Raw genomic sequence first — 25,432 nt, 5'->3', positions numbered from 1 at the left:
GTGTTGTGACAGAATGGCTGGTGGACGTGCAGCACCAGTCAGGCAACACAGAGCCGGTGAACCGGAGTGCGCACCTCCGAGAAGAACTTTCAGACATCAATAATGCGGCGTCCCGGTCCACGAACGACCGACGCTCGGTGAGAGGCAGCGACATGCGCCCGCCGAATTGATGGACACCGCGCCCGTACAAGGAGAACAGTGGCTAAAACCAGCCAGGAACTCGCGGCAGCAGCCGCGGGAATCACAATCGAAGACATGGGGGAGAAGGTCCGCGTCCACGCGCTGGCCAAGGCCCTCGACGTGCCCAGTGCCGAACTGGTGCAGGTGCTGACCGCGCAGGGGATCGAGGGCAAACGTGCCACCTCGACTCTGCCGAAAGCCGAGGTCGGGGAATTCCTCACCGCTCTGACGGCGGCCGGGGCTCCGGCGGAGACCGCGAAGAAGGCTCCGGCCAAGCGCACCCGCAAGGCCGCGCCGAAGAAGTCCGCCGCCACAAAGAGCACTGCGAAAAAGGCTCCGGCGACCAAGACGGCGACCAAGGACGTTCCCGCTGAGGACGCGCCGGTCGATGCTACTGCTGCGGAGAAGAACACGGACGCACCGGCGGAGACCGCGAAGAAGGCCCCGGCCAAGCGCACCCGCAAGACCACCGCCAAGAAGGCGGCGCCGAAGAAGGACGAGTCACAGCAGCCCGAGGCCACCACGGCCGAGCCCAAGAAGTCGCGCGCCCGGAAGGCGCCTGCGAAGAAGACTGCGACGACGCAGACCGCGGCCAAGAAGGAAGAGCCGACTACTCCTGAGACTCCTGAGGTTGCCGAGCCTTCCGCCGAAGAGAAGTCGACGACGAAGACCACGTCGCGTCGTCCCCGTCGTGGACGCAAGGCGACAGCCGCCGCGAAGGCTGTGGCCACGGAAGACAAGTCAGACCAGGCTGACAAGGCAGAGAAGGCTGAGCCTTCGGTCCAGCCCACGGCCGCCACGACCGAATCCTCCGCTGACACCGTGGACGAGCTCATCGACCGCATCGCCGGATCGGTGGAGGCTCCGGAGGACGCCCCGAAGGCAGAGAAGAAGGCCGCGCGGAAGACTGAGACTGCTCAGGCCACCCCGGCTCCCGAGGCGGAGAGCCCGCGCCCGGTGCGTCGTCGTGTCGTGCGTCGGGTCGGTTCCCGCAGTGCCGCGTCCGATGCTGAACTGCTCCGCAGCCGTAAAGCCGAGCAGCGCCGTGCCGCCGAGGCCGTCGAGCAGACGACCGGGAATACGGACCAGCAGGCCGAGCAGGCTGGAGTCTCCGGGAGCTCCGAGAACTCCCGGGACAACCGTGCGTCCTCCCAGGATTCCGGTAACCGCAGCCAGCGTCGCGGCCGTCGTGGTCGTGGCCGTGGCCGCGGCGACCAGGACCGTCAGAACCAGAGCGACAACCGGAACGAGGAGGTCACCCAGGCTTCTGAGACCTCTGAGACTGTTGACCGTGCACCCGAGGCACCCGAGGCTCCTCTGGAGCCCGCCGACGATCACGGAGTCCCCGGCGACCTCCCCGTGCTCACCGAAGGCACCGACGTCGTCGACGAGCCGGTGAAGCTCAGGGGCTCGACCCGCCTGGAGTCGAAGAAGCGCTGGCGTCAGGAGCAGGGTCACGACAAGAAGAAGGTCGTCAGCAAGGCCGAGTTCCTCGCCCGCCGCGAGAACGTCGACCGCTCGATGGTCGTCCGCGACTCCGAGCGCTCCGACCACCCCGGCACGACCACCCAGGTCGGCATCACCGAGGACGGGATGCTCGTCGAGCACTTCGTCACCAGTGAGACCCAGTCGTCGATCATCGGCAATATCTACCTGGGCCGCGTCCAGAATGTGCTGTCCAGCATGGAGGCGGCCTTCGTCGACATCGGAACCGGACGCAACGCCGTGCTCTACGCCGGTGAGGTCGACTGGCGGAACAAGCACCTGCACACCCGCACCCGCCGCATCGAGGCCGCGCTGAAGCCCGGCGACCAGGTCCTCGTCCAGGCGATCAAGGATCCGCTGGGACACAAGGGCGCCCGACTGACCAACCGCCTGAGCTTCGCCGGCCGCTACCTCGTCTACGTGCCCGGCGGAAAGACCCAGGGCATCTCCCGCAAGCTGCCCGAGTCCGAGCGCAAGCGCCTCAAGGACATCCTCGGCCGCGTCGTCCCGGACAACGGCGGCACGATCATCCGTACCGCGGCAGAGGGCGTGTCCGAGGAACTCATCGCCGAGGACGTCAACCGTCTCCACCAGCGCTGGCTCGACATCCAGGACGCCGAGGAGAAGGCCCGCGCGCGCAAGGGTTCCCACCCGGTGACCATGTACGAAGAGCCGAACATGCTCGTCAAGGTCATCCGCGACATCTTCAACGAGGACTTCAACGAGCTCGTCGTCGACGGGGAGAAGTCCTGGGCCGTCGTGCGCGACTACGTCCACCGGATCGCCCCGGACCTGGAGTCCCGCGTGGTGCGCTACCACCCGGAGCAGCACGGCGGGCGCGATGTCTTCGAGGACCGCCAGCTCGACGAGCAGCTCGCCAAGGCGCTGAGCCGAAAGGTCTGGCTGCCGTCCGGCGGATACCTCATCATCGACCGCACCGAGGCGATGACCGTCATCGACGTGAATACCGGCAGCTTCGTCGGCTCCGGCGGGAACCTCGAGGAAACCGTCACCCTCAACAACCTCGAGGCCGCCGAGGAGATTGTCCGGCAGATGCGTCTGCGGGACATGGGCGGCATGATCGTCGTCGACTTCATCGACATGGTCCTGCCGGAGAACCGCGACCTCATGCTGCGTCGTCTCAGTGAGTTCCTCGGCCGCGACCGGACCCGTCACAAGGTCTCCGAGGTCACCAGCCTCGGCCTGGTGCAGATGACGCGTAAGCGCCTCGGCACCGGCCTGCTCGAGACGTTCTCGACCGAATGCCCGACCTGTGAGGGACGCGGCGTCATCATCCACGATGACCCGGTCGAGCACGTCGAGGAGGAGGACGGCCACCACCACGAGCGGCGCGACCACGGTCACCGCTCCGAGAAGCGTCAGGCCCGCGACCAGCAGGAGACGCGGCGTCGCCACGAGAAGAACCGCGAGGACGCCACTTCCGACCACCCGGAGAAGACCGGACAGAAGGAGGCTCCGGCCAAGGAGTCTCAGGACGCCAAGGAGGTCAAGGAGGACAAGTCCGAGGTCGAGCAGCAGCGTCGATCCCGGCGGACCCGTCGTGGATCCCGCGCCGGTGGTCAGGTGGCTGAGAAGGCGCCGGAGAAGGCACAGGAGCAGTCCCGGCCGAAGGCTGAATCCACGGTTGAGCCGAAGGCCGAGTTCAAGGCCGAATCCGAGGCAGCCCCGGAGCACTCCGGGGAGTCCCAGGGTGCCCGCCGTGGACGTCGGCGCGTGGTGCGTAGCAACGAGACCGGTCATCAGGACGAGCCGCGACGGGACCACAGCGGCGCCCGTGACGCCCGTGATGACCGTCGCTCCCATGGTGCAGGCAGTGCCGGTGACGTCGCCGCGATCGCCGCAGAGGCCGTGCAGCATGCCGGGATCGAGGACCCTGACGAGCCCACCGGTGCCGACTACGTGCCGAATGAGCCGCAGGAGATCGCAGCTACTCCGGCATCCGCCCCGGAGGTTGCTCCGGAGGCGGGCACGGACCGTCGTGGTCGTCGCCGGGTGCGCCGCGTGGTGCGGCCTGCCGAGGGGCATGCTCCGGAGCGGAAGGCAGCGCAGCAGAAGTCCCGGCCGAAGAACGGGACGACCCAGTCGGACCGGAAGCAGGAGCCGAAGGCTGCTCCTGAGTCTGCCGCCGAGTCGGCCGCAGCGTCTCCCACCGGGACTCCGTCCACCGGACAGAGCTTCGCTGAGGCGAGGGCCGAGTTCGACGCCTCGCCGCGTCGTCGTCGACGGACCCGGGGCCGCTCCCGGTCGGATGTCGCCCCGCAGCCCGTCGATTTCGCCGATGCGGGGTCGACCGCGGAGGCGGCGTCCTCCCCGGAGCGGGTGGAGAAGTCTCAGCCTGAGGTTGAGTCCTCCGCGCCGACGTCGAAGGCACCGAAGAAGTCTCAGGATACCGCGGTGACCAGCGACGCTCCGGCGGCTCGACGAGGTCGTCGTCGGGTCGTGCGCAGCAGCCGTTAGGGCACTCGGGCCCGGGCGGTGTAAGGATTTTGTCCTTCCCTGCCCGGGCAGGTAGTCTTGAGCGGTCGCTGTTCGACTGTCAGTGTCGTGTGCCCTCAACGGGTGTGCGGGACGTTCCGGCCACCGGATCCTCGGATCCAGATGTCGGCCTCACGATGTCGAACGCAGTGAAAGCAAGTTAGTCCAGTCAGTCCGTTTCCTCGGAACTCTCCGGTACTCCGGCAGAGGGTGGGGGAGCTGCCTGAGCCGAGTAGAGAAACAAAGGGGTAGCCCTTCCATGTACGCGATCGTCAAGACCGGCGGCAAGCAGTACAAGGTTGCCGAAGGTGACCTCGTCAAGGTTGAGAAGATCGAGGGAGAGTCCGGCGCAGCCGTGGCACTCACCCCGGTTCTCCTCGTCGATGGCGCGGACGTCACCTCCGGCGACGCCCTCGCGGGCAAGACCGTGAACGCCGAGATCGTCGAGCAGACCAAGGGTCCGAAGATCAACGGCATGCACTACCGGAACAAGACCGGTTACAAGCGCCGTTACGGTCACCGTCAGAAGCTGACCGTCCTCAAGGTCACGGGCATCAAGTAACTTCACCGACCGCTGCGACGTTACGCGGCGGCAAACTTTTCCGAGGAGGGAAAAGACATGGCACACAAGAAGGGTGCTGCTAGCTCCAGCAACGGTCGCGATTCCGAGTCCAAGCGTCTCGGTGTCAAGCGGTTCGGTGGTCAGCAGGTCAAGGCCGGCGAGATCCTGATCCGTCAGCGTGGTACCTCGTTCCACCCGGGTGAGAACGTCGGCCGTGGTGGCGACGACACCCTGTTCGCCCTCAAGGCCGGCGCGGTGCAGTTCAGCACCCGCCGTAACCGTCGACTGGTGAACATCGTCGAGGAGACCGAGACCGCCGAGGCCTAGTCCTCAGAGATCTCAGACGCCCATTGTGGCGTCGGTCCCGCAGGCCCCCTTCAGCTGTGTGCTGGAGGGGGTTCTGTGCGTCCGGGGCGAGTCCATGAGGTAGTGGGAATACTCACGCCGTGATAAAGGCCAGCCTATGGTAACTTATCTGGTCATGAAGCTCCCGACACTTCCGACCCGTGATCAGCCGTCATTCAGGCACCGACCCGTCACACGTCGCGCTTTCCTCGGCGGCACTGTCGGTGTCGCAGCCGTGGCCCTGCTGGCCGCCTGCTCCGGCGACGAGGAGGACGCTGACGACTCCACGGCGTCCTCCACCGACAGCGATGCGCAGACCACCCGCGTCGTCGCCCTGAACACCGGACACCTCGACCACCTCCTGCTGCTCGGCATCGTGCCCGTCGGCCTCGCTGTCGCCAAGTCCGCCAACGGTGACCCCAGCGGTATCCCGGACTACATCTACGACCGCTTCGGCGAAAGCTTCGACCTGGACGCCATCGAGCAGGTCGGCCTGCGCGCTGAACCGGACGTCGAGAAGATCGCCACACTGGAGCCGGATCTGATCCTCTCCAACGACCGCGCCGACGAGGCTCTGCTCACCCAGCTCCGTGGCATCACGACGGTTGTCACCACCAACGGTGGCTCCGAACTGTGGAAAGAGGACCTCGGGATCCTCGCCGACGCGGTCGGCAAGCGGGAGGAGGCCGACGACCTGCTCGCCGCCTACGAGAAGAACGCCTCCGACTGGGCAGACAACCGGGGCAATGACGCTGTCGTCTCCCTGGTCCGTGGCCGCAACGACGAGTACATCCTCACCGGCCCCAGTTCCCTCTCCGGCAGTGTGGTCGAAGACGCCGGCCTCACACGTCCTGATGGGCAGCGGTTCAGCGACACCGCCAACCACGACCTCTCCGTGGAGAACACCGACCAGTTGGACGCCGACTATCTCTTCTACTCCTTTGACGGTGGTGCGGAGTCGCTCACGGACTCGGCGTCCTGGCGCAACCTGGAGGTCGTCAAGGACGGCAACGCCTACGCCGTCGACATGGACGCCTGGTTCCTCAACGCCTCCCTCGTCGCCGCGCAGTACATCCTCGACGACCTGAAGGACAGGATCGGGGAGTAGGGAACCCGCTGGACGCGGGGTACACTCACCCGGTACGCGTTTGCGTCTGGTCTGTGCTTTCTACCTGGAGGGGAATCCCACCAATGTCTACCCGCTTCGTCGACCGAGTCGTCCTGCACCTGCAGGCCGGCGACGGCGGCAACGGCTGTTCCTCGGTCTACCGCGAGAAGTTCATCCCGCTCGGCGGTCCGGACGGCGGCAACGGCGGCCACGGTGGCGACATCATCCTCGAGGTCGACCCCCAGGTCCACACCCTGCTGGACTTCCACTTCCACCCGCACCTCAAGGCGGGCCGCGGCACCAACGGTGCAGGTGACCACCGCAACGGCGCCCGGGGTGAGGATCTCATCCTCCAGGTGCCCGCCGGTACCGTCATCCTCGACGACAAGGGCGAGGTCATCGCCGACATGGTCGCCAAGGGCCAGCGCGTCATCGTCGCCGCCGGTGGCCACGGTGGTCTCGGCAACGCGGCCCTGGTCTCGCGTGCCCGCAAGGCCCCCGGCTTCGCGCTGCTCGGTGAACCCGGTGAGATCAAGGACATCACCATCGAGCTGAAGTCCATGGCGGACGTCGGACTCGTCGGATTCCCCTCGGCCGGCAAGTCCTCGCTGGTCAGCGTCCTGTCGGCGGCGAAGCCGAAGATCGCCGACTACCCCTTCACCACGCTGCAGCCGAACCTCGGTGTGGTCAATGTCGGCCACCGCGTCTTCACCATCGCCGACGTCCCCGGCCTGATCCCCGGGGCGTCCCAGGGCAAGGGTCTGGGCCTGGATTTCCTGCGCCACATCGAGCGCACCGCCGTGCTCGCGCACATCGTCGACTGCGCCTCGCTGGAGTCCGAGCGCAACCCCGTCGACGACATCCGCGCCCTGGAGAGCGAGCTGGCCAACTACCAGTCCGAACTGTCCGAGGACGCCGGGCTCGGCGACCTGCGCGACCGTCCCCGCGTCATCGTCCTCAACAAGATGGACATCCCCGACGCCCGGGAGATGGCCGAGATCATCCGCCCCGAGCTCGAGGAGGAGTTCGGGTGGCCGGTCTTCGAGATCTCCACGGTCGCCCACCAGGGTCTGGAACCGCTGAAGTTCGCTCTCATGGACATCGTCGAGCAGCACCGGAAGGACCACCCGGTCGACGTCGCCCCCGCGCAGGTCATCACCCCCAAGAACCAGCGGCGCAAGGGTACGGCGAAGGTCAGCTTCGAGGTCAAGCCCGATCCGCAGGCCGGTCCCGACGGCGGCGCCTGGATCATCGAGAGCTCCGATCTGGAGCGCTGGATCCGGCAGACCGACTTCGAGAACGACGAGGCTGTCGGCTACCTCGCCGACCGCTTCGCCAAGGCCGGTGTGGAGGAGGCCCTCTACAAGGCAGGGGCGATCGAGGGCGACGACGTCACCATCGGCTGGGCGACCTTCCAGTGGGAGCCGCAGACCGCCGCCGGTGTCGATCTGCTGCCGTCCGGACGCGGCACCGACAAGCGTCTGGAGCGCACCGAGCGCGCGAGCGCCGTCGAGCGTAAGCGGGCCTCCCAGGCGCGCCGCGGTCTTATCGATGAGCTGGACTTCGGCGACGGGGAAGAGGCTTCCCGAGACCGCTGGGAAGGTTAACGGTAAAGTCGGGGGGCATGTCTGACACCGACGTGCAGCCTGACCCTTCCGACCCTTTCTTCGCGAACCCTGTGTTCGGGACAGATAACATCCATCAGCCAGGACCGGTCATTCCGGCGACGGCGAAGGAGTTCCCTGATCCCGACCTCTCTCTCGACGATCCCGAGTACGGGCACCGGTCGACCGCGAGACGGACGATCCGTGACGCCAAGCGTGTCGTCGTGAAGATCGGCTCCTCCAGTCTCACCGACGAGACAGGGAGTGTGAGCCCCGAACGTATCGACCTCATTGCCGACGCCCTGGAAGCCCGCATGGACCGCGGGACCGACATCATCGTCGTCTCCTCCGGCTCCATCGCCTGCGGCATGGGACCGCTCGGCCTGAGCCAGCGACCCACCGACCTCGCCACCAAGCAGGCCGCCGCGGCCGCGGGACAGGTCCTGCTGGCCCAGGAGTGGGCACGCAGTTTCGCCCGCTACGGCCGGCCCATCGGCCAGGTCCTCCTCACTGTCGCCGATGCATCGCGCCGTGACCGCGCGAGAAACTCCCAGCGGACCATCGACCGACTGAGACAGCTCGGCATCGTCCCGATCGTCAACGAGAACGACACCGTCACGACCTCCTCCGCCACCTTCGGCGACAACGACCGTCTCGCCTCCCTGGTGAGCCACCTGACCTACGCGGATGCCTGCGTACTGCTCTCCGATGTCGCCGGCCTCTACGACCGCAACCCCGCCGAGCCGGACGCCAAGTTCATCGCCGAGGTCCGCTCCCACAGAGACCTGCGTGGCGTCATCGCCGGTGACGGCGGACGCCTGGGCACCGGAGGCATGAGTGCGAAGGTCTCGGCCGCGCGCCTGGCGTCCCAGGGCGGCATCCCGGTGCTGCTGACCTCCACCGACAACATCGGTGCCGCGCTCGACCAGGCCATGGTCGGCACCTGCTTCTGGCCCGCCGAGGACCGCCTGTCGGCGTGGAAGTTCTGGATCCTCTACGCCGCGGAGGCCGGGGGTGTGCTGCACATCGACGGCGGTGCGGCCCAGGCCATGGAGCACCACAACTCGCTGCTGCCGGTGGGCATCACCAAGATCACGGGCGACTTCACCTCCCGTGAGGTGGTGGACATCGTCGGTCCCGGTGGCCACCTCATCGGTCGTGGCGAGGTGAACTACGACGCCGCCACCCTGGCCGGCCTCATGGGCAAGTCCAGTGACGAACTGCCGGACTTCGCGCAGCGCCCGGCGGTGCATGTCGACAACCTGTCGACCTACGCCAACCGCCTGTCCCGGGACTACGGCGCCACCCGCTAGGTACCCTTCCGGGGCCCGGCCCTGAAGTTGTTCAACAATTCGGGGGACAGGGGACGGTGCCTCGCGTAGGCTGGGGCACCATGAGTACCTCCAGCACGATCACCTCCGACTCCACCGGACTGACCGCCGAGCGCGCCGCAGAGCGTGCCGAGGTCCTCGCCAAGGCCACCACGGCCCGCGAGGTGTCGCAGCGTCCGCCGCTGACGACCACCGAGAAGAACACGATCCTCCTCGCCGCCGCCGACGCCCTCGTCGCCCGCAGCGCCGAGATCCTCTCCGCCAACGAGAAGGACATCGCCGCCGGCCGCGAGCGCGGCATGGACGAGTCCCTCATCGACCGCCTCCGCCTCACCGACGAGCGTGTCGAGGGCATCGCCGGGGGACTGCGCCAGGTCGCCGACCTGCCCGACCCGGTCGGCGACGTCGTGCGCGGTTCCCGCCGCCCCAACGGCCTCGAGATGCGCCAGGTGCGCGTCCCGCTGGGCGTGATGGGCATGGTCTACGAGGCCCGCCCCAACGTCACCGTCGACGCCTTCGGCCTCGCCCTGAAGTCCGGCAACGTACCGCTGCTCCGCGGTTCGAAGTCCGCCCAGCACTCCAACACCGCCCTCGTCGGGATCCTCCAGGATGTCCTCGAGGCCCACGACCAGCCCCGTGAGACCGTCCAGCTGCTGCCGTGCGACACCCACGACTCGGTCCAGGACCTCATCACCGCCCGCGGTCTGGTCGACATCGTCATCCCGCGTGGCGGTGCCGGCCTGATCAACGCCGTCGTCACCGGCGCGACCGTGCCCGCCATCGAGACCGGTACCGGGAACTGCCACTTCTACGTCGACGCCTCCGCCGACGTCGAGGAGGCCACCCGCCTGGTCGTCAACGGCAAGACCCGCCGCTGCTCGGTGTGCAACGCCACCGAGACCGTCCTGCTGGACGCCAGTCTCTCCGCCGAGGACAAGAAGCACGTCCTCACCACGCTGCAGGACGCCGGGGTCACGCTCCACGCCGACCTCGCCGAGCTCTCCGGTCTGGATCTCGGCGGCGTTGTCGCGGCCACCGAGGCCGACTGGGAGGACGAGTACGGCTCCTTCGACATCGCCGTGAAGATCGTCGACGGCGTCGAGGCGGCGACCGACCACATCCGCCGGTACACCACCGGCCACACCGAGGCGATCGGTGCGACCGATATCCGCGTCACCCAGTACTTCACCGCCAACGTGGACGCCGCGGCCGTCATGGTCAACACCTCCACCGCCTGGACCGACGGTGAGATGTTCGGCTTCGGTGCCGAGATCGGCATCTCCACCCAGAAGCTGCACGCCCGTGGACCGATGGGGCTGCCGGAGCTGACCAGCACCAAGTGGATCGTCACCGGCGAAGGTCAGGTCCGGCCGTAGCCGCTCTCAGCTCCTCCCCGGTCCTGTCCGGGGTCGTCGGCGGGACGCACGGGTACTGTATGTAGCCTGAGAAACATGAACAGCATCGTGAAGCCTGTCATGAGGTCCGGAGGGTCGGCGGCCGCCGTCCTGGCGCTCGTCCTCGCGGCGGCACCCGCGGCGCATGCCGGTGCGGGTGCGGCGGCAGGTACGGCAGGGGACACCTGCCCGTCCACCGTCATCCTGGCCGGCCGCGGCAGCGAGCAGAACCACGTCACCTACCCGGACGGGCCGCTGGCACGGTACTCCAACGGCTGGGAGGGGGAGGCCGTCTCCAACCTCTTCACCTTCACCCTCGCCGAGCACCCGGAGATCCTCGACGACGGCACCACGCAGATCATCGGCATCACCGACGAGCACTATCCGGCCCGCTTCCCGCTGCCGAAGTCCGTCGCCGACGTCACCCCGGCGGTTCTGGTCGAGTCCGCACAGCTCACCGCGGACTCCGTCATCCGCAGCTTCACCGGTGGGCAGACCCAGGTCGACGACTGGGAGGCCACCACCGGGTGCCGGCCGGACTACATCACCGTGGGCTACTCCCAGGGCGAACTGCCGATGCCCGGTGTCCAGCGGGATCTGGCAGCGGAAGGACGACTGCGTGGCGTCCTCGCCTTCGGCAACCCCCTGCACCATGTCCCTGGTGCCCGGGGCTTCCCCGGTGTGCCACGGGATGTCCCGTCGCTGGACTACTGCGTGCCCGATGACGTGGTCTGCGACACCGACGTCCGCTCGGCCTTCCTCGCCCTGACCGACCCCGAAGATGCGGGGGCCCACGCCTACTACTTCGAGGACGCCGCCGCCGGTTCACCCTCGGCGGGGGACCGGCGCGTCGCCGACACCCTCGCCGACTGGATCAGCCGGTAACTCAGCCGATGAACAGGACCAGCGGCCCGTCGTAGAGCACGGCGGCGACCAGTCCGGCCACGGTCACCCCGATGACCACCGGAATCTCGGTCATGCCGACCTTCTTCGGCGTCCACGCGGTCTTCGGTTCGGTCGAGGTGGCGTCCTTCGGGACGGCGTAGGAGCGCCACAGTGCCCAGCCGAAGACCACCACGGCCAGCAGCCACGGCAGGATGCCCATGTGCTCGGAGGTGACCGAGAAGACCACCACGACCAGGGACACCGCGTGGAAGACCATCGAGCCGGTCCACCATGCACGGTCGCCCTTCTTGCGGATCATCGTCTTCACGTAGAGGACGGTGCCGACCTGGTACAGGGCGAGCCACACCAGTGACCACCACATGACCGCCGGCAGGGAGTCGACGACCTCGGCGGTGAACAGGTTGCGGGTCAGCGTCACACCGTCAGAGACCGGCTGTGACGCACCGACACCCACACTGGCCAGCACCGCGATGAGGAAGGCGGAGGCCACGGTCTCGGCGGCACCGGCGATGAACGAGCGGGGCGTGCCACGGTTGATCTCCATCAGCGCGATGGCGGTCAACGGGACGAAGATCACCGCCCACCACAGCAGATGCGGCTGCAGGAGGACCGCACACACCACGGCGACGAGTGTCACCGCGCCGTAGACCAGGGTCGGCGTTTTCGCGGCGGCCCTGATGCGGGTGTTGCCCGAGGACCGGGCCTGCAGCCACTTCCCGCCGGCGAAGAAGGTCAGGTACCCGACGACCCAGGCCACCGCGACAGCGAGGGCGGTGAGTACCGCGCCGATGCCGGCATGGAAACCGGAGCCGAGTGCGCCCGCGTCGGAGACGATGGAGCGGAGTGCCCACAACCAGGCGAGACCGACGATGAGGGGGGCGATGATCATGGGCCAGGCACCGTGCTGGTCGGGCTGCCAGTAGCGTGAGGAGCGGGACGTCATGGTGATTCAGCGTAGCCGTCCGATAGGCTCTGTGGACGTGAACACACCCACAACCGGGCAGGGCAGGACCGGCCGGCCGCGGCGCATCGGCGTCATGGGCGGAACCTTCGACCCGATCCACAACGGACACCTTGTCGCGGCCAGTGAGGTCGCCGCGCTCTTCGAGCTGGATCTGGTCATTTTCGTGCCTACCGGGCAGCCCTGGCAGAAGAAGGACCGGTACGTCTCCGAGGCGGAACACCGCTACCTCATGACGGTGATCGCGACCGCCTCGAACCCGCGGTTCACCGTCTCGCGGGTGGACATCGACCGGCCCGGGGCGACGTACACCGTCGACACCCTCAAGGACATCCAGCAGCACCACCCGGACGCCGAACTGTTCTTCATCACCGGGGCGGACGCGTTGGACCGCATCGTCACCTGGCGGGACTGGGAGGAGGTCTTCCACCTCGCCCACTGCGTCGGCGTGACCCGCCCCGGCTACGACCTGGCGGACGCCGGCGAACAGCTGCGCGCCCAGGTCGACGCCGACCGGCTGAGTCTGGTGAATATCCCGGCGATGGCGATCTCCTCGACGGACATCCGGGAGCGGGCGTCCGAGCAGTGGCCGGTCTGGTACCTGGTGCCCGACGGGGTGGTGCAGTACATCGCCAAGACCGGGATGTACCGGAACACCGAGGAGGTCTACCCGTCCTACCTGGAGGGGAATCCGGACGCGGAGCCGGACGTGGACTGGGGGACGCACCGGTTCCCGCCCGGTTCGTTCCGACAACCCGGCTCCTACAGGTAGAATTACGCAACGGATATTTCCGCACCAACCCTGCACCAACCTCTGCACTAACCTCTGCACCTACCCTGAAGGAACTCACTGACCGTGACCGCCAGCTCCGAAGCCATCAACCACGCAGGCATCGCCGCCCGTGCCGCCGCCGAGAAGTTCGGTGAGGACATCGCCGTCCTCGACGTCACCGGCCGTATGCCGCTGGCGGACATCTTCGTCATCATCACCGGCGACAACGAGCGCATGGTCGACTCGATCGTCGACGAGATCGAGGCGGAGCTCTCCGAGAAGGCCGGCGTCAAGCCGCGCATGCGCGAGGGTCACCGTGACGGTCGGTGGGTCCTGCTGGACTACGGCACGATCATCGCCCACGTGCAGCGCCGTGGGGAGCGCGAGTTCTACGGACTCGACCGTCTCTACCGCGACTGCCCGACCGTCGAGGTCGAGGGCATCGAGCAGTCCGACCGTGGCGCATGGGCGGACAACCTCGACGTCAGCGAGCTCGCCGAGCTCGACCGGTTGGATCCGCTGCAGGCTCAGAGCGTCGACGAGCTGCCGCTGGCCGGTCCGGGGCCGGACGCCGACGAGATCTAGGTCAGGAGACCTGTCATGTCGGGAACAGCGGGATCACCAGCGCGTCCGGAGCGTCGTCTCCTGCTGATCCGTCATGGCCAGACCGAGTTCAACAAGGCCGGTCGGATGCAGGGGCAGCTCGACACGCCGCTGAGTGACGCCGGTCGGGACGAGGCCATCCGGGTCGCCGAGGGCCTCGCGGACTGGCCGATCGGCACCGTCGTCTCCTCCGACCTGGAACGCGCGGTGGATACCGCCGCCGCGCTCGCCGGGGCACTGTTCGCGGAGGCCCGGCAGTTCACGACGGACCCCCGACTGCGGGAGACCGACCTCGGGGAGTGGTCGGGGCGCGCCCACGAGGACGTGGACGCGAGCTTCCCCGGCGCCCGGTCCCACTGGCGGCTCAACCCGCGGTGGGCGCCGCCGGGCGGGGAGACCCGCCTGGAGGTCTCGGCACGGGCGGCGGAGGTCGTCACCGAGCTGATGGCCTCGGACGCCTGGGACCGTGGTGCGGTCGCACTCGTCGCCCACGGCGGGACGATCTCCGCCCTGACCTGCCGTCTGCTGGGGATCCCGGTGGATCACTACGCGATGCTCGGCGGCCTGGGGAACACCCGCTGGTCGCAGGTCGTCGCCCGCCCCTCGGACGCCTGGGCACCCGGGTCAGGGAGGCCCTGGTGGGAGAGCCCACGCTGGTTCCTCGAGGGCTGGAACGTCGGTGTGTCGATGCCGTCGCCGGTGGCCGTCGTCAACGCCGACGAGGGGACGGACACCGACGGTGAGCCGGACACCCCTGAATCCTCAGGTGGTGCGGCATGACAGTGCATGTGGTCACGGATTCCACGGCCTGCCTGCCGCCCGCGCTCGCGGACGAGTACGGCATCACGGTCCTGGACATCCACACCCGGGGACAGATCCCCACCAAGGGTGCGGACGCTCCCGGGGTACCGGAGGATATCGCCGACGACGAGGCCGGGGGCAAGGACGCGGACACGGACGCGGCCCCGGAGGACGCCGGGTCCGTCAGGGAGAGCGGCGATACCGACGATGCCGATGACCCTGGTGACGTCGCTGGCGATTCCGGCACCGGTGATTCCGGGAAGCAGGAGGAGGACGCCCCCACGACCGCCGGTCTCGGCCCGTTGGAGCTGACCGCGGCCTATGCCCGGCTGCTCGAACGTGGTGGTGACGAGGGTGTTGTCGCGCTGCACCTGTCCCGGGAACTGTCGTCGACCTGGACCTCGGCGACGCAGGCCGCGGGTGTCTTCCACGGCCTGGTTGAGGTGCTGGACACCCGGTCGGCCGGCATGGTGCTGGGCCAGGCGGCGATCGCCGCGGCCCAGGCATCCGCCGCCGGTGGGACGTTGGCCGAGTGCACTGCGGCCGCGCAGCATGTCCTCGATGGTGCAGAGGTCTGGCTGTACGTCCACCGACTCGACGCCATGGCCCGCGGTGGGCGCCTGTCCACCGCGCAGCGGCTGTTGTCGACGGCGCTGGCGATCAAGCCGATCCTGCGTCTGGCGGGCGGCAAGATCGAGCTCGCGGCGAAGACCCGTACCCAGTCCAAGGCGATGGCCCGGTTGGTCTCCCTCGCCGAGAGTGCCTACCGCACCGCCGCCACCCCGGCTCGTGCGCCGGAGACGGACGAGGACACAGCGGACGCCGAAGACGCAGTGGGCACACAGGACTCCGCAGACTCCGAGGACACGCCACCGGAGACCGGCGACGCAGTCGAGACTGTCGAGGACACGAAGGCCGCTGAAGCGACTGAAGTAACTGAGGCTGCTGACACCGAGGCTCCCCAGGCGGAAACTGATGACGACGCCTCCGATGACGGCGCTGACAGCGCTGACGACGCCGACACCTCCGGTGAGGTGGAGCAGCAGCAGGAGGAAGGGCGTCCCCGCGTCTTCACCTTCGGCGGTGACCACGAGTTCCGGCTGCGCAAGCGCAAGGAAGCTCCGGTGCCGCTGTCCGAGCTGCCTGCGGTGCCGATGCATCTGGACATCCACCAGGCCGGCTGCCCGGAGATCGCCGAGGAGCTGCGCGCGACACTGCGCGCCGATCTGCCCGACTGCGTGGTGATCTCCGTGGTCGATCTCTCCCCGGCCCTGATGGTCCACACCGGCCCGGAGGCCATCGGTATCACTCTTGTCCAGGGCTGAACTCCGGGCCGGATGACGGACGATTCGGGGCTCTGCGGTGTGATGTCTCAGGGCACCGTCGCCGGAACCCCTATCGGCGGACCGATCTTTCACCGACAGGCAGGAACGTCACGGCGGACAATGGTCGTCACGGGTGGACTGTGGCTGTGGTCCCTGGCGCCGTGACGGCCCGTAGGCCCGGGCGACACCCCCGTCTGCCCGAGCGCGTCCGTCTGCGAAACACGTCCGCTGCTCACCGGAAGTGTCACCGATGCCCTGATACATCACATTCCGGGATCTGCTGGACAGGTGCTCAGAATCGTCCGTTTTTCTTCCGGGGGACGCCGGGCGAGACTGCCCGGAGTGGAGGGGGAGGACTACAGAAACTGTTGCTGATCTGCGTTTTTCAGGTGTCGTGGCCGTGTCTGCGGCGTCCTGGTAAAAAGTTTGTCCACAGGGGCCGAGTTATCCACAGGGTCCTGGTCTTTTGTCTTTTCCGGGGGCCGGGCGGCGACGCCACCGTGGTTGGCTGTGCCGCATGGACGGAGACGCAGAGCGCAACGGAGAGCTGAAGGGCCGCACACGACGTGCCGCCGGCTCGGTGAAGGCCAGGATCGAATCCCTGGTCCAGCCGGTGCCGGGGCATGAGCTGGCCGATGTCCGTTTCGAGCGTCGGACCGCGATCGGTCCCCGGTCCGCCCGTGCCTTGACCATCATCGTCGCGGCTGTCGCAGTCGCACTCGGAGGAGGGATGCTTATCGGACTGTTGAGAGGCGGAGGTGGCGACGGGGGAACGGTCGCCGTGGCGGGACTTTCGCCGACCGGAGCAGGACAGCTGACGGAAACGCCCATTGCTGCAGAATCTCCGTCAGCTGGCCGCCCGGAGAGGGACAACAACGGGGATGCAGGGGATACGGGGAACACAGGGGATACAGAGACGGTGGTGATCGCGGTCCAGGGGCTGGTGGACCGCCCGGGGCTGCACATCGTCGATGCGGGGACGCGGCTGGGCGAGATACTCGACCTCGCCGGAGGGGTGCGGCCGGAGGCGGGACTTGAGGGGATCAATCTCGCCGAGAAGGTGGTCGACGGTCTGCAACTGGTGGTGGACGCCGAGGGGTCCCGGGTGACGTATCCCGGGCAGGCGGTGCAGGCAGGTGGGGCGTCAACGGGAGGGACCACCGGGGGCGGGGACCCGGGATCCGACGGTGGCACCGGTGGAGAGAAGGTGGACATCAACACCGCGGACCTCGCCGGGCTGACCACGCTGAGCGGGGTGGGGGAGAAGACCGCGCAGGCGATCATCGACTGGCGCGAGGCCAACGGTCCGTTCACCGCGCCCGAGCAGCTCATGGAGGTCAAGGGGATCGGCCCGGCGAAGTTCGAGGCGCTGCGGGACGCCGTCAGTGTCTGATCTGCCTGAGTCGTCCAAGCGGGGCGAGCAGCCTGGGCAACCCGAGCGGTCCGACCGTCCCTACCCGGATCCGGACCTCACGCCGGCCCCGGGGACCGGACGCGCCTGGAGTGTCCCGGACCGGGATCCGCACAGTCCCGCTGTCCTGCGCAGTCGACGCGGCCCGGACCTGCGGCTCGTCCCGGTCGCCCTCGCCGTCTGGCTGTCGGTCATTCTCACCGTGGTCACGAGGACGCCGTGGCCACCGCTGTTCACCGGCATGCCGGTCCTGGTCGGTGGACTGGTTGTCGGGGTGCGACGGTGGGGACGTCGAGGTCACCACCGACCCGGCTTCACCGGCACCCATGCTGCTGCGCTGCGCACCGGCGTGCTGGCCGGACTGTGTGCCGCGGTGTGGTCGGCACGGGCGGCCTTGCTGGTCCACCGGGCAGACCGGCACCCGTGGCTCACCGGGACCTCCCGCCGGTTCAGTGGGGTCCTCGAACTGGCCGGCGCACCGAAGCGGCTCACCGGGGGAAGCCTGCAGGCGCCGGTCGACGTGCCCGACCTGGGCACGGTGCCGCTGTTCATCTCCCCGGACGAAATTCCGGCAGACACCCCGGCCGGTGCCGGCCCGCTCGAGGCGATCCTCGACCTCCAGCCGGGCGCGGAACTGGCGGTCACGGCGACGGTCCGGGCGTCCGATCGTCCGGGCATCGCCCCGGTCACGCTCTCGGCGGTCACCACACCGGAACCCGCCGACGGGCCCGACGGCATCTCTGCGGTGACGGCTCATTTGCGCGACGGACTGCGAGACGCCGCGTCCCACCTGCCCGACGGTGCCTCTGACCTGGTACCGGGCATGGTCGTCGGCGATGTCGGTGGGCAGGCTCCCGCCACCCGCACCGAATTCCTCGCCACCGGACTCTCGCACCTGACCGCGGTTTCCGGGGCGAATCTGGCGATCGTCTCCGGCGGGGTGCTGGTGCTGGCAGGTGCCCTGGGCGCGGGCAAACGGGTACAGGTGATCCTCGCCGCGGTCTGTCTCGTGGCGTTCGTCGTGCTCGTCGGCCCGGAACCGAGTGTGCTGCGCGCCGCGGTCATGGGGTTTGTCGGCCTGGTCGCCGTGGTCAGCGCCCGCCGGACCCACGGGTTCGCGGCCTGCTCGGCGGCGGTACTGCTGCTCCTGCTCATCGACCCCGGCCTCGCGGTGGAGTACGCCTTCATCCTCTCGGTCGTGGCGACGGTCGGCATCGTGGCCGTCGCACCGCTGGTCTCCCGGCGACTGCTGCAGTATCAGGCGGACAGGAGGACCGACCACCACACCCCGGTCGGCTGGCAGCGCAATCTCTGTCAGCTCATCGGGGTGAGTCTCGCCGCCGATGTCGTCACCGCACCGGTCATCGCACACATGACCGGGGTCCTCTCGCCGACCGCCGTGGTGGCGAATCTTCTCGTCGGGCCTGCCGTGCCCGTGGTGACGGTGGTCGGCATGGTCGGCGCCCTGCTTGCGGGGGTGTGGGTGCCGGTCGGTGTGGCGGTGTTGTGGATCTGCGCGCCCTGTGCGATGTGGATCACGCAGGTCGCCCACACCCTCGCCAGGGTTCCGGTGCTGTCGACGACCGCGGGCTGGTGGGCGGTGGTGGCTGTCGCGACTGTCGGGACAGCTCTGGTCACGGTGGTGGTCTCGGCCCGGTGGCGCACGACCGCTGCCGGCGTCCTCGGTATGGCGCTGGTGGTCGGGGCACTGGCCTGGCGGAGCGGAACACTGACCGCCGGGCCGTACCCCACACCTGCGGCCACACCACGCTTCGGTGCAGGCATCGACCGGACCTGGGCCGAGAACCTCGACGAGGTGACCGACTGGCGGATCGGGGTGCGGTGGGCCGACGACGGTCCTGAGCTGCTGAGCCCCGGAGACCACGGAGCCGACACCGTGCAGGTCATCACCCTGCCCGACGATGGGAGCGTCCTGCGACATGAACAGGCGGCCTCCGGCACACAGCGTCCTGACCTGTACGTGGTGACCGCCTGCGGACGCTCCCGCGGCATGCCCAGCATGACCCCTGGCGGCGTCCCCGTGGCCTACCCCTGTCGCGACGGAACAGTACTTCTCGCCGACGACGGACTGCACGCCTCGGGGCAGGGGTGAGCTGGTCCGGTGCGCTGTCTACTATGGCGGGCATGGCTCCAGCGTCTTCCGTGTCATCCACGCGCCCGTCGGCCACCGCACAGGTGTACCTCATCGTCGGCGGGGACGACTTCCTCGCTGAGCGACGGCGCACCGCGATCGTCGAGGAAGCCAGGCGCTCCGCCGGCAACCCTGACCTGCCGGTGGAGATGCGCAAGGTCAGCGAGATCGACGCCGGGGAACTGGCCGAGCTGCTCAGCCCCTCCCTGTTCGCCGAGGACCGTGTCGTCGCGGTCACCGGACTGGCCGAGGCATCCAAGGACACCGCCGGACTCATCGAGGCCGCCGTCGCCGATCCTGCGCCGGGCGTGGTCCTGATTCTCCAGCACTCCGGCAAGGGGCGCCAGAAGGCACTGGTCACCAGCCTGCCGAAGAAGGCACCCACCGGTGCCCTGCAGGTGCTCTCCGCCGAAGAACTCAAGGGCCGGGAACGCGCGGGTTTCATCGACGCCGAATTCCGGGACGCCGGGGTGCGCGTCAGCCCGGACGTCACCGAGGCTCTGCTGGACGCCGTGGGTACGGACCTGCGTGAACTGGCCAGCGCCGTCAGTCAGCTCGTCTCCGACACCGGCGGGAAGGTCACCGCCGCCGCGGTCCACCGCTATTACCAGGGCTCGGCCGAGGTCTCCGGCTTCGATGTCGCCGAGTACGCCGTGTCCGGGCGGACCGACCAGGCGGTGGGGGCGGCGCGCCGGGCACTGCAGCTGGGCGTCCCGCATGTGCTGCTGGCCTCCGCACTGTCCGGGATGATGGGGGACATCGCCAAGGTGCACGGGGTGGGACGGATCAACGCCCGTGCCCAGGCGGCGGAGTTCGGCATGCCGCCGTGGAAGCTGGAGAAGACCGTCCGGCTGGCACGGGCGTGGACGGCGGCCGGGGTCGCCGCCGCAGTCCAGGTCGTCGCGGAGCTGGACGCCGGGGTGAAAGGCTGGGCGGCGGATCCCGAGTACGCGGTTGAGGATGCTGTCAGACGCATTTCCGTTCTCGCACGGGGGTAACCACTGCCACCCCCACAGGGGTGTTTCGGGACGCAGTTTCCGGGGTGGCTGCGGAGGGGATCTGCCGTTCGTCCAGCGGATATGCGGAAACTCGCCCGCATGAGGGGGTAGTAGGCAGGGGTGAATATGTGGTTACCCGCTGAATCCGGACATACGGTGGAACTCGGGACTTACCCCCACGTTCTTCACTCGAAGGAGCCGACATGAACCCTCGGACCCGGGTACTCACAGGGACGGTGCTCGCCCAACTCGGACTGGGCACCGTCTACTCGTGGTCTATCCTCAACCCCGCACTGGCCGACAAGTACGACACGAAGACCTTCAGCATCGCGATCACCTTCTCGATCATGATGATCTGTCTGTCGGTCTCCACCCTGACGATCAACTGGCTGCAGGCGAAGTTCGGCGTCCGCAATGTGCTTGTCGCCTGCGGCGTGGTCCTGGCCGTCGGCCTGTTCCTCTCCGCGTTCATGCCGAATGTCATCCTGCTGTACCTCACCGCCGGCGTCATGGTCGGTATCGCGGACGGCATCGGTTACCTGCTGAGCCTGACCAACTGCCTGCGCTGGTTCCCGGAGAAGTCCGGCACCATCTCCGGCATCTGCGTCGGCGCCTACGGTCTGCCCGCCTTCATCCTCCCGCTCGTCGTCACCCCGGTGCTCGGCGCCGCCGAGGACGGCTACCCCGGACTGCGGACCTGCTTCATCCTCTGGGCGGTCATCGCCGCCGTGCTCATCGTCGTCGGTGGTCTGCTCCTGGCGGACGCCCCGCGGATCCCGCACTCCGACACCCCGTCCTCCGGGGAGTACAGCCGGCCCCAGATGCTGCGTCAGCCGCAGGCCTACCTGCTCTTCTGGGGCATCACGGCCTTCTGCTTCGCCGGCCTGTTCATCATCGGTAACGCCGGTGGTGCCGCCGCGGACGCCGCCGACCCGAAGAAGTACCTCATCGGCACCACCGTCACCCTGGTCTCCCTGGTGGCGCTGGCGAATACCGCGGGACGCTTCCTCTTCGGCTGGCTCTCCGACCACGTCACCCGCACCCTCATCGTCGCCTGCTCGCTGACCGTGCTGACCATCATGTCGGTGGTCGTCGGCCTGGCCTGGCGTCCGGAACCGTGGCTCTACATCCTCGCCTTCCTGCTCTTCGGCGCTGCTTTCGGTGGCTGCATCACGATCTACCCGACGATCGTCGGCGATTACTTCGGCCACAACAACCAGGCGAAGAACTACTCGATCATCTACCAGGGGTTCGCCTGCGGCGCGGTCATCACCCTGATCTTCAACACCCTGATGTCCAATGACGCCCTCGAGTTCGGCACCGCCCTGCTCATCGGCTCCGTCTTCCTCGCGATCGGCGCGGTCATCCTCTTCCTTGTCAAGGCCCCCGGCCCGCCGCCCGCGGAGGACGCCGCCACGACCGCAACCCCTGAATCCGTCAACGTCTAGCAAAGGACAGTGACCACAAATGTCTGACACCACAGCAACCGCCCCGGTCGTCGACTTCGCCGCCATCAAGGCCGGCCTCGGCGAGGACTACGACAACCCGTTCCAGGTCCTCGACGAAAACCACCGGGTCGTCAACCAGGAGGTCTTCGACACCTTCACCGACGACGAACTCGTCCACTTCATGAAGATCATGCTCCGCGAGCGCATCCTCCACGAGCAGACCACCGTCTTCTCCAAGCAGGGACGCCTCGGCTTCTACGCCCCGACACTCGGCCAGGAGGCCAGTCAGCTGGGCAGCGTCACCGCCTTCCAGCCGCAGGACTACCTCTTCCCGAGCTACCGTGACCTGCCGCAGATGATCGAGCACGGCGCGATCACCCCGGCCCAGGGCTACCTCTGGTCCCGCGGACATGTCCAGGGCAACCGCATGGCCGACGGTCACCGCAGCTGGTTCCCGCAGATCATCATCGGCGCGCAGCACATCGCCGCCGCCGGCGCGGCGCTCGGTCTCAAGAAGAACGGGGAGGACGCCGTGGCGTTCTCCTACTCCGGTGACGGCTCGACCTCCCAGGGCGACACCTACGAGGGACTGAACTTCGCCGGTGCCTTCCAGGCTCCGCTCGTCATGATCATCCAGAACAACGGCTGGGCGATCTCCGTGCCGCGTGACTACCAGACCCACACCCGCACCCTGGCCCAGAAGGCCGTCGCCGCCGGCGTCCCGTCGGTGCAGGTCGACGGTATGGACGTCCTCGCCGTCCACGCCGTGGCCAAGGCCGCCCGTGACTTCGCCGCCGCCGGCAACGGCCCGGTGATGATCGAGACCCTGACCTACCGCTTCGGTGCCCACTCCTCGGCCGGCGACGACCCGTCCCGCTACCGCACCCACGAGCAGGAGCAGCCCTGGTTCGACAAGGACCCGCTGAACCGCCTGCGTGAGCTGCTCACCGAGAAGGACCTGTGGTCCGCCGAGCACGAGGCAGAGCTGAAGGACGCCTACAAGAAGGAGTTCCGCGCCGCCATCAAGGAGGCGGAGGCCGCTCCGCACCAGACCGTCACCGAGTTCCTCACCAACACCTTCGAGGAACCCACACCGAACATCGTCAAGCAGCTGGAAGAAGCGGCTGCTGCAGAGGCTGAGGAGAAGTAACCATGACCACCATGAGCTACATCGATGCCGTCACCAGTGCCCTCGACAACGTTCTCGCGGAGGATCCGAAGACCCTCATCTTCGGCGAGGACGTCGGTAAGAACGGCGGCGTCTTCCGCGCCACCCAGGGGCTCCAGGACGAGTTCGGCGAGGACCGTGTCTTCGACACCCCGCTGGCGGAGTCCGGCATCCTGGGCCTGTCGATCGGACTGGCCGCCACCGGATGGCGTCCCATCCCTGAGATCCAGTTCTCCCCGTTCTCCTTCGAGGCCGCGGACTCGCTGATCGGGCAGATGTCCCGCAACCGCTTCCGCACCGCCGGCGACATAGCCCAGCCGATCACCGTGCGTTCCCCGTACGGCGGCGGCACCCACACCGCCGAGCTGCACTCCGACAGCATCGAGCACGTCTTCGCCGGCGTCCCCGGTCTGCGCGTGGTCGCCCCGTCCTCCGCCTATGACGCCAAGGGTCTGCTGGTCTCGTCGATCGAGAACAATGACCCGGTCCTCTTCCTCGAGCACCTCAAGCTCTACCGCTCGATCAAGGAGGACGTCCCGGAGGACATCTACCGCATCCCGCTGGACAAGGCGAACGTCGTCCGGCAGGGCACCGACATCACCCTCGTCGCCTACGGTGCGATGGTCCACGAGTGTGTGAAGGCCGCCGAGGAACTGGCCAAGGACGGGATCGCCGCCGAGGTCATCGACCTGCGCACCATCTCGCCGATCGACACGGACACCATCTTCGCCTCCGTCGACAAGACCTCCCGCCTCGTCGTCGTCCAGGAGGCACAGAACATGGCCGGTGTCGGCGCCCACGTCGTCACCGAGGTCGCGGAGAACCGGATCCTGTCGCTGGAGGCCCCCATCGGGCGCGTCTCCGCCCCGGACTCGGTCTACCCCTTCGCCGTCGACGAGCACGCCTGGCTGCCGGACGCGTCCAAGATCGTCGCCAAGGCCCGCGAAGTCCTGAGCTATTAGGAGCACATCATGGCTTATTCATTCATCATGCCGGAGCTGGGCGAGGGCCTGGCCGAGGGAACCATCTCCAACTGGCTGGTCGCCGAGGGTGACACGGTCGAGGAGGATCAGGACCTCGTCGAGATCGAGAACGACAAGGCGGTCACCGAACTGCCCTCGCCGGTCGAGGGCACCGTCGAGAAGATCAACTTCGGACCCGGTGACGTCGCCAAGGTCGGTGACGTTCTCATCGTCATCGACGACGGGTCGCCGGATACCGGGGCCGATGCCGTCGAGGACGCCTCTCACCCGGCCGTTATCGCCGACGCCACCGCCCTCGAGGAGCACTCCGCCAAGGGCGGCGCCGATGAGGCGGTGACGGCACAGGAGAACCCGGTCAACCGGCAGACCCGACCGGCCGCCCCCACCGAACCGGGCACGACACCCACCGAGGTCGCGCCGCTGCGCAACGACGGTGACCCGGCTGTCGCCGCGGCCGAGGGGACCCGCGTCCTCGCGATGCCGGCGGTGCGCCGTTACGCCCGCGAGCGTGACGTGGACATCACCACGGTCGTCCCGACCGGAGCCCACGGCCACGTCACCCGCGGTGACATCGACAAGGCCTACGGTGCGCCGAAGGCCGCCGACACCGAGGCAGCCACAGAGAACGCTCCCGCGCAGGACGCCGCGGCGTCCTCCCCGGTCGCTGCCGCACCCGCGCCGGTGCGTCCGACCGAAGGCGACCGTCGCGAGGCCTACGCCGGCATCTCGGCGGCCACCGGCCGGGCGATGTCCGCCTCCCACGCGACGATCCCGCCGGTCACCAACTTCGGCGAGGTCGAGGTCTCCGCGCTGCTCAAGCTGCAGAAGAGGTACAAGGAGCACGCTGCCGAGCAGGACGTCCACCTGACCATCCTGCCGTTCATCGTCAAGGCGCTCGTCGCCGCGATGAAGAAGTACCCGGTGCTCAACGGCGCGTTGGATACGGAGACCAACGAGATCGTCTACCACGCGGCCTGCAATGTCGCGATCGCCACCGACACCCCGCGCGGGCTCTACGCCCCGGTGGTCAAGGACGCCGACCGCGTCAATGTCCTCGAGATCGCCAAGACCATCGGCGACAACGCCGGCAAGGCGGCCGAGGGCAAGCTGTCCGCGGACGACATGTCCGGCGCCGGCGTCACCGTGAGCAACCTCGGCGGTGTCGACGGTGGCTGGTTCACCCCGATCATCAGTGTCGGGCAGTCCGCCATCCTCGGTGTGGGCCGTGCCGTCAAGGCACCCTACGTCAACGACGACGGTGAGCTGGCTGTCGGCAGGATGATGAAGCTCTCGCTGACCTACGACCACCGCATCATCGACGGCGTGCGCGGCCAGGAGATCCTCAACACGGTCATGCGGCTGCTGCACGACCCGAACCTGCTGGTCATCGAAGGTTAGG

The 25,432-nt window shown here is 68.2% G+C and carries 20 protein-coding genes; 19 read left to right on the top strand and 1 reads right to left on the bottom strand.

The window, feature by feature from the left end; translation table 11 throughout:
- The first annotated feature begins 198 nt into the window (after nt 1-198).
- The 8 genes from CVA01_RS08270 to CVA01_RS08235 all read left to right on the top strand — a co-directional run bounded on the left by CVA01_RS08270 (nt 199) and on the right by CVA01_RS08235 (nt 11,390).
- On the top strand, nt 199-4,143 hold the full coding sequence (locus CVA01_RS08270) for a translation initiation factor IF-2 N-terminal domain-containing protein (protein WP_141329976.1): 3,945 nt from the start codon (nt 199-201) through the stop codon (nt 4,141-4,143).
- 277 nt (nt 4,144-4,420) lie between these two features.
- On the top strand, nt 4,421-4,723 hold the full coding sequence (rplU, locus tag CVA01_RS08265) for a 50S ribosomal protein L21 (protein WP_014009462.1): 303 nt from the start codon (nt 4,421-4,423) through the stop codon (nt 4,721-4,723).
- A 57-nt stretch (nt 4,724-4,780) separates the two neighbouring features.
- On the top strand, nt 4,781-5,050 hold the full coding sequence (gene rpmA, locus CVA01_RS08260) for a 50S ribosomal protein L27 (RefSeq protein ID WP_014009463.1): 270 nt from the start codon (nt 4,781-4,783) through the stop codon (nt 5,048-5,050).
- 154 nt (nt 5,051-5,204) lie between these two features.
- A complete protein-coding gene (locus tag CVA01_RS08255) occupies nt 5,205-6,176 on the top strand; it encodes an ABC transporter substrate-binding protein (RefSeq protein ID WP_244938214.1) in 972 nt (323 codons plus the stop codon).
- A gap of 83 nt (nt 6,177-6,259) precedes the next feature.
- Complete coding sequence (gene obgE, locus CVA01_RS08250) at nt 6,260-7,783, top strand: GTPase ObgE (protein ID WP_014009465.1); 1,524 nt, start codon at nt 6,260-6,262, stop codon at nt 7,781-7,783.
- A gap of 17 nt (nt 7,784-7,800) precedes the next feature.
- Nucleotides 7,801-9,093, top strand: a complete 1,293-nt coding sequence (gene proB / locus CVA01_RS08245) for a glutamate 5-kinase (RefSeq protein ID WP_014009466.1) — start codon at nt 7,801-7,803, stop codon at nt 9,091-9,093.
- Between the two features lie 80 nt (nt 9,094-9,173).
- Complete coding sequence (locus CVA01_RS08240; RefSeq protein ID WP_141329974.1) at nt 9,174-10,487, top strand: glutamate-5-semialdehyde dehydrogenase; 1,314 nt, start codon at nt 9,174-9,176, stop codon at nt 10,485-10,487.
- A 75-nt stretch (nt 10,488-10,562) separates the two neighbouring features.
- Nucleotides 10,563-11,390, top strand: coding sequence for an alpha/beta hydrolase family protein (locus CVA01_RS08235; protein ID WP_141329972.1), 828 nt, complete (start codon nt 10,563-10,565; stop codon nt 11,388-11,390).
- Between the two features lies 1 nt (nt 11,391).
- Here CVA01_RS08235 and CVA01_RS08230 read toward each other — a convergent pair whose 3' ends face one another.
- On the bottom strand, nt 11,392-12,354 hold the full coding sequence (locus CVA01_RS08230; protein ID WP_141329970.1) for a YwiC-like family protein: 963 nt from the start codon (nt 12,352-12,354) through the stop codon (nt 11,392-11,394).
- On the opposite strand from CVA01_RS08230, the gene nadD reads away from it, so the two are divergent.
- The 11 genes from nadD to CVA01_RS08175 all read left to right on the top strand — a co-directional run bounded on the left by nadD (nt 12,353) and on the right by CVA01_RS08175 (nt 25,431).
- Nucleotides 12,353-13,144 carry a nicotinate-nucleotide adenylyltransferase gene (gene nadD, locus CVA01_RS08225; RefSeq protein WP_141329968.1) on the top strand — a complete coding sequence of 264 codons (792 nt, stop codon included), beginning with the start codon at nt 12,353-12,355 and terminating at the stop codon, nt 13,142-13,144. The two genes, CVA01_RS08230 and nadD, sit on opposite strands and share 2 nt — an antisense overlap.
- 84 nt (nt 13,145-13,228) lie before the next feature.
- Complete coding sequence (gene rsfS / locus CVA01_RS08220) at nt 13,229-13,729, top strand: ribosome silencing factor (protein ID WP_141329966.1); 501 nt, start codon at nt 13,229-13,231, stop codon at nt 13,727-13,729.
- A gap of 15 nt (nt 13,730-13,744) precedes the next feature.
- Nucleotides 13,745-14,527: a histidine phosphatase family protein gene (locus CVA01_RS08215; RefSeq protein ID WP_141329964.1), complete on the top strand. Its 783-nt coding sequence runs from the start codon at nt 13,745-13,747 to the stop codon at nt 14,525-14,527.
- Nucleotides 14,524-15,873 carry a DegV family protein gene (locus CVA01_RS08210; protein ID WP_244938213.1) on the top strand — a complete coding sequence of 450 codons (1,350 nt, stop codon included), beginning with the start codon at nt 14,524-14,526 and terminating at the stop codon, nt 15,871-15,873. Before CVA01_RS08215 ends, CVA01_RS08210 begins: the two co-directional genes overlap by 4 nt.
- Nucleotides 15,874-16,390: 517 nt before the next feature.
- Nucleotides 16,391-17,266: a ComEA family DNA-binding protein gene (locus tag CVA01_RS08205; RefSeq protein ID WP_244938212.1), complete on the top strand. Its 876-nt coding sequence runs from the start codon at nt 16,391-16,393 to the stop codon at nt 17,264-17,266.
- Nucleotides 17,259-19,397 (top strand): ComEC/Rec2 family competence protein, encoded by a 2,139-nt coding sequence (locus CVA01_RS08200; protein WP_244938211.1) that lies wholly within the window; start codon nt 17,259-17,261, stop codon nt 19,395-19,397. Before CVA01_RS08205 ends, CVA01_RS08200 begins: the two co-directional genes overlap by 8 nt.
- Before the next feature lie 23 nt (nt 19,398-19,420).
- A complete protein-coding gene (gene holA / locus CVA01_RS08195; RefSeq protein ID WP_014009475.1) occupies nt 19,421-20,434 on the top strand; it encodes a DNA polymerase III subunit delta in 1,014 nt (337 codons plus the stop codon).
- Between the two features lie 203 nt (nt 20,435-20,637).
- A complete protein-coding gene (locus tag CVA01_RS08190; RefSeq protein ID WP_141329962.1) occupies nt 20,638-21,882 on the top strand; it encodes an MFS transporter in 1,245 nt (414 codons plus the stop codon).
- Between the two features lie 19 nt (nt 21,883-21,901).
- Nucleotides 21,902-23,032, top strand: coding sequence for a thiamine pyrophosphate-dependent enzyme (locus CVA01_RS08185; RefSeq protein ID WP_141329960.1), 1,131 nt, complete (start codon nt 21,902-21,904; stop codon nt 23,030-23,032).
- A gap of 2 nt (nt 23,033-23,034) precedes the next feature.
- Nucleotides 23,035-24,012 (top strand): alpha-ketoacid dehydrogenase subunit beta, encoded by a 978-nt coding sequence (locus CVA01_RS08180; RefSeq protein ID WP_141329958.1) that lies wholly within the window; start codon nt 23,035-23,037, stop codon nt 24,010-24,012.
- Nucleotides 24,013-24,021: 9 nt separating this feature from the next.
- Nucleotides 24,022-25,431, top strand: a complete 1,410-nt coding sequence (locus tag CVA01_RS08175) for a dihydrolipoamide acetyltransferase family protein (protein ID WP_141329956.1) — start codon at nt 24,022-24,024, stop codon at nt 25,429-25,431.
- The last annotated feature ends 1 nt before the right edge of the window (nt 25,432 follow it).

Source organism: Corynebacterium variabile (assembly GCF_006539825.1).
Classification (GTDB): domain Bacteria; phylum Actinomycetota; class Actinomycetes; order Mycobacteriales; family Mycobacteriaceae; genus Corynebacterium; species Corynebacterium variabile.
This window is presented reverse-complemented; position numbering and strand designations above follow the sequence as displayed.

Bases quoted from the DNA above. Each gene is read 5' to 3' on its own strand.
- rplU (WP_014009462.1), top strand. From the start codon at position 4,421: ATGTACGCGATCGTCAAGACCGGCGGCAAGCAGTACAAGGTTGCCGAA.
- rpmA (WP_014009463.1), top strand. From the start codon at position 4,781: ATGGCACACAAGAAGGGTGCTGCTAGCTCCAGCAACGGTCGCGATTCC.
- CVA01_RS08255 (WP_244938214.1), top strand. From the start codon at position 5,205: ATGAAGCTCCCGACACTTCCGACCCGTGATCAGCCGTCATTCAGGCAC.
- obgE (WP_014009465.1), top strand. From the start codon at position 6,260: ATGTCTACCCGCTTCGTCGACCGAGTCGTCCTGCACCTGCAGGCCGGC.
- proB (WP_014009466.1), top strand. From the start codon at position 7,801: ATGTCTGACACCGACGTGCAGCCTGACCCTTCCGACCCTTTCTTCGCG.
- CVA01_RS08240 (WP_141329974.1), top strand. From the start codon at position 9,174: ATGAGTACCTCCAGCACGATCACCTCCGACTCCACCGGACTGACCGCC.
- CVA01_RS08235 (WP_141329972.1), top strand. From the start codon at position 10,563: ATGAACAGCATCGTGAAGCCTGTCATGAGGTCCGGAGGGTCGGCGGCC.
- nadD (WP_141329968.1), top strand. From the start codon at position 12,353: ATGGTGATTCAGCGTAGCCGTCCGATAGGCTCTGTGGACGTGAACACA.
- CVA01_RS08230 (WP_141329970.1), bottom strand. From the start codon at position 12,354: ATGACGTCCCGCTCCTCACGCTACTGGCAGCCCGACCAGCACGGTGCC.
- CVA01_RS08215 (WP_141329964.1), top strand. From the start codon at position 13,745: ATGTCGGGAACAGCGGGATCACCAGCGCGTCCGGAGCGTCGTCTCCTG.
- CVA01_RS08210 (WP_244938213.1), top strand. From the start codon at position 14,524: ATGACAGTGCATGTGGTCACGGATTCCACGGCCTGCCTGCCGCCCGCG.
- CVA01_RS08205 (WP_244938212.1), top strand. From the start codon at position 16,391: ATGGACGGAGACGCAGAGCGCAACGGAGAGCTGAAGGGCCGCACACGA.
- holA (WP_014009475.1), top strand. From the start codon at position 19,421: ATGGCGGGCATGGCTCCAGCGTCTTCCGTGTCATCCACGCGCCCGTCG.
- CVA01_RS08190 (WP_141329962.1), top strand. From the start codon at position 20,638: ATGAACCCTCGGACCCGGGTACTCACAGGGACGGTGCTCGCCCAACTC.
- CVA01_RS08185 (WP_141329960.1), top strand. From the start codon at position 21,902: ATGTCTGACACCACAGCAACCGCCCCGGTCGTCGACTTCGCCGCCATC.
- CVA01_RS08180 (WP_141329958.1), top strand. From the start codon at position 23,035: ATGACCACCATGAGCTACATCGATGCCGTCACCAGTGCCCTCGACAAC.
- CVA01_RS08175 (WP_141329956.1), top strand. From the start codon at position 24,022: ATGGCTTATTCATTCATCATGCCGGAGCTGGGCGAGGGCCTGGCCGAG.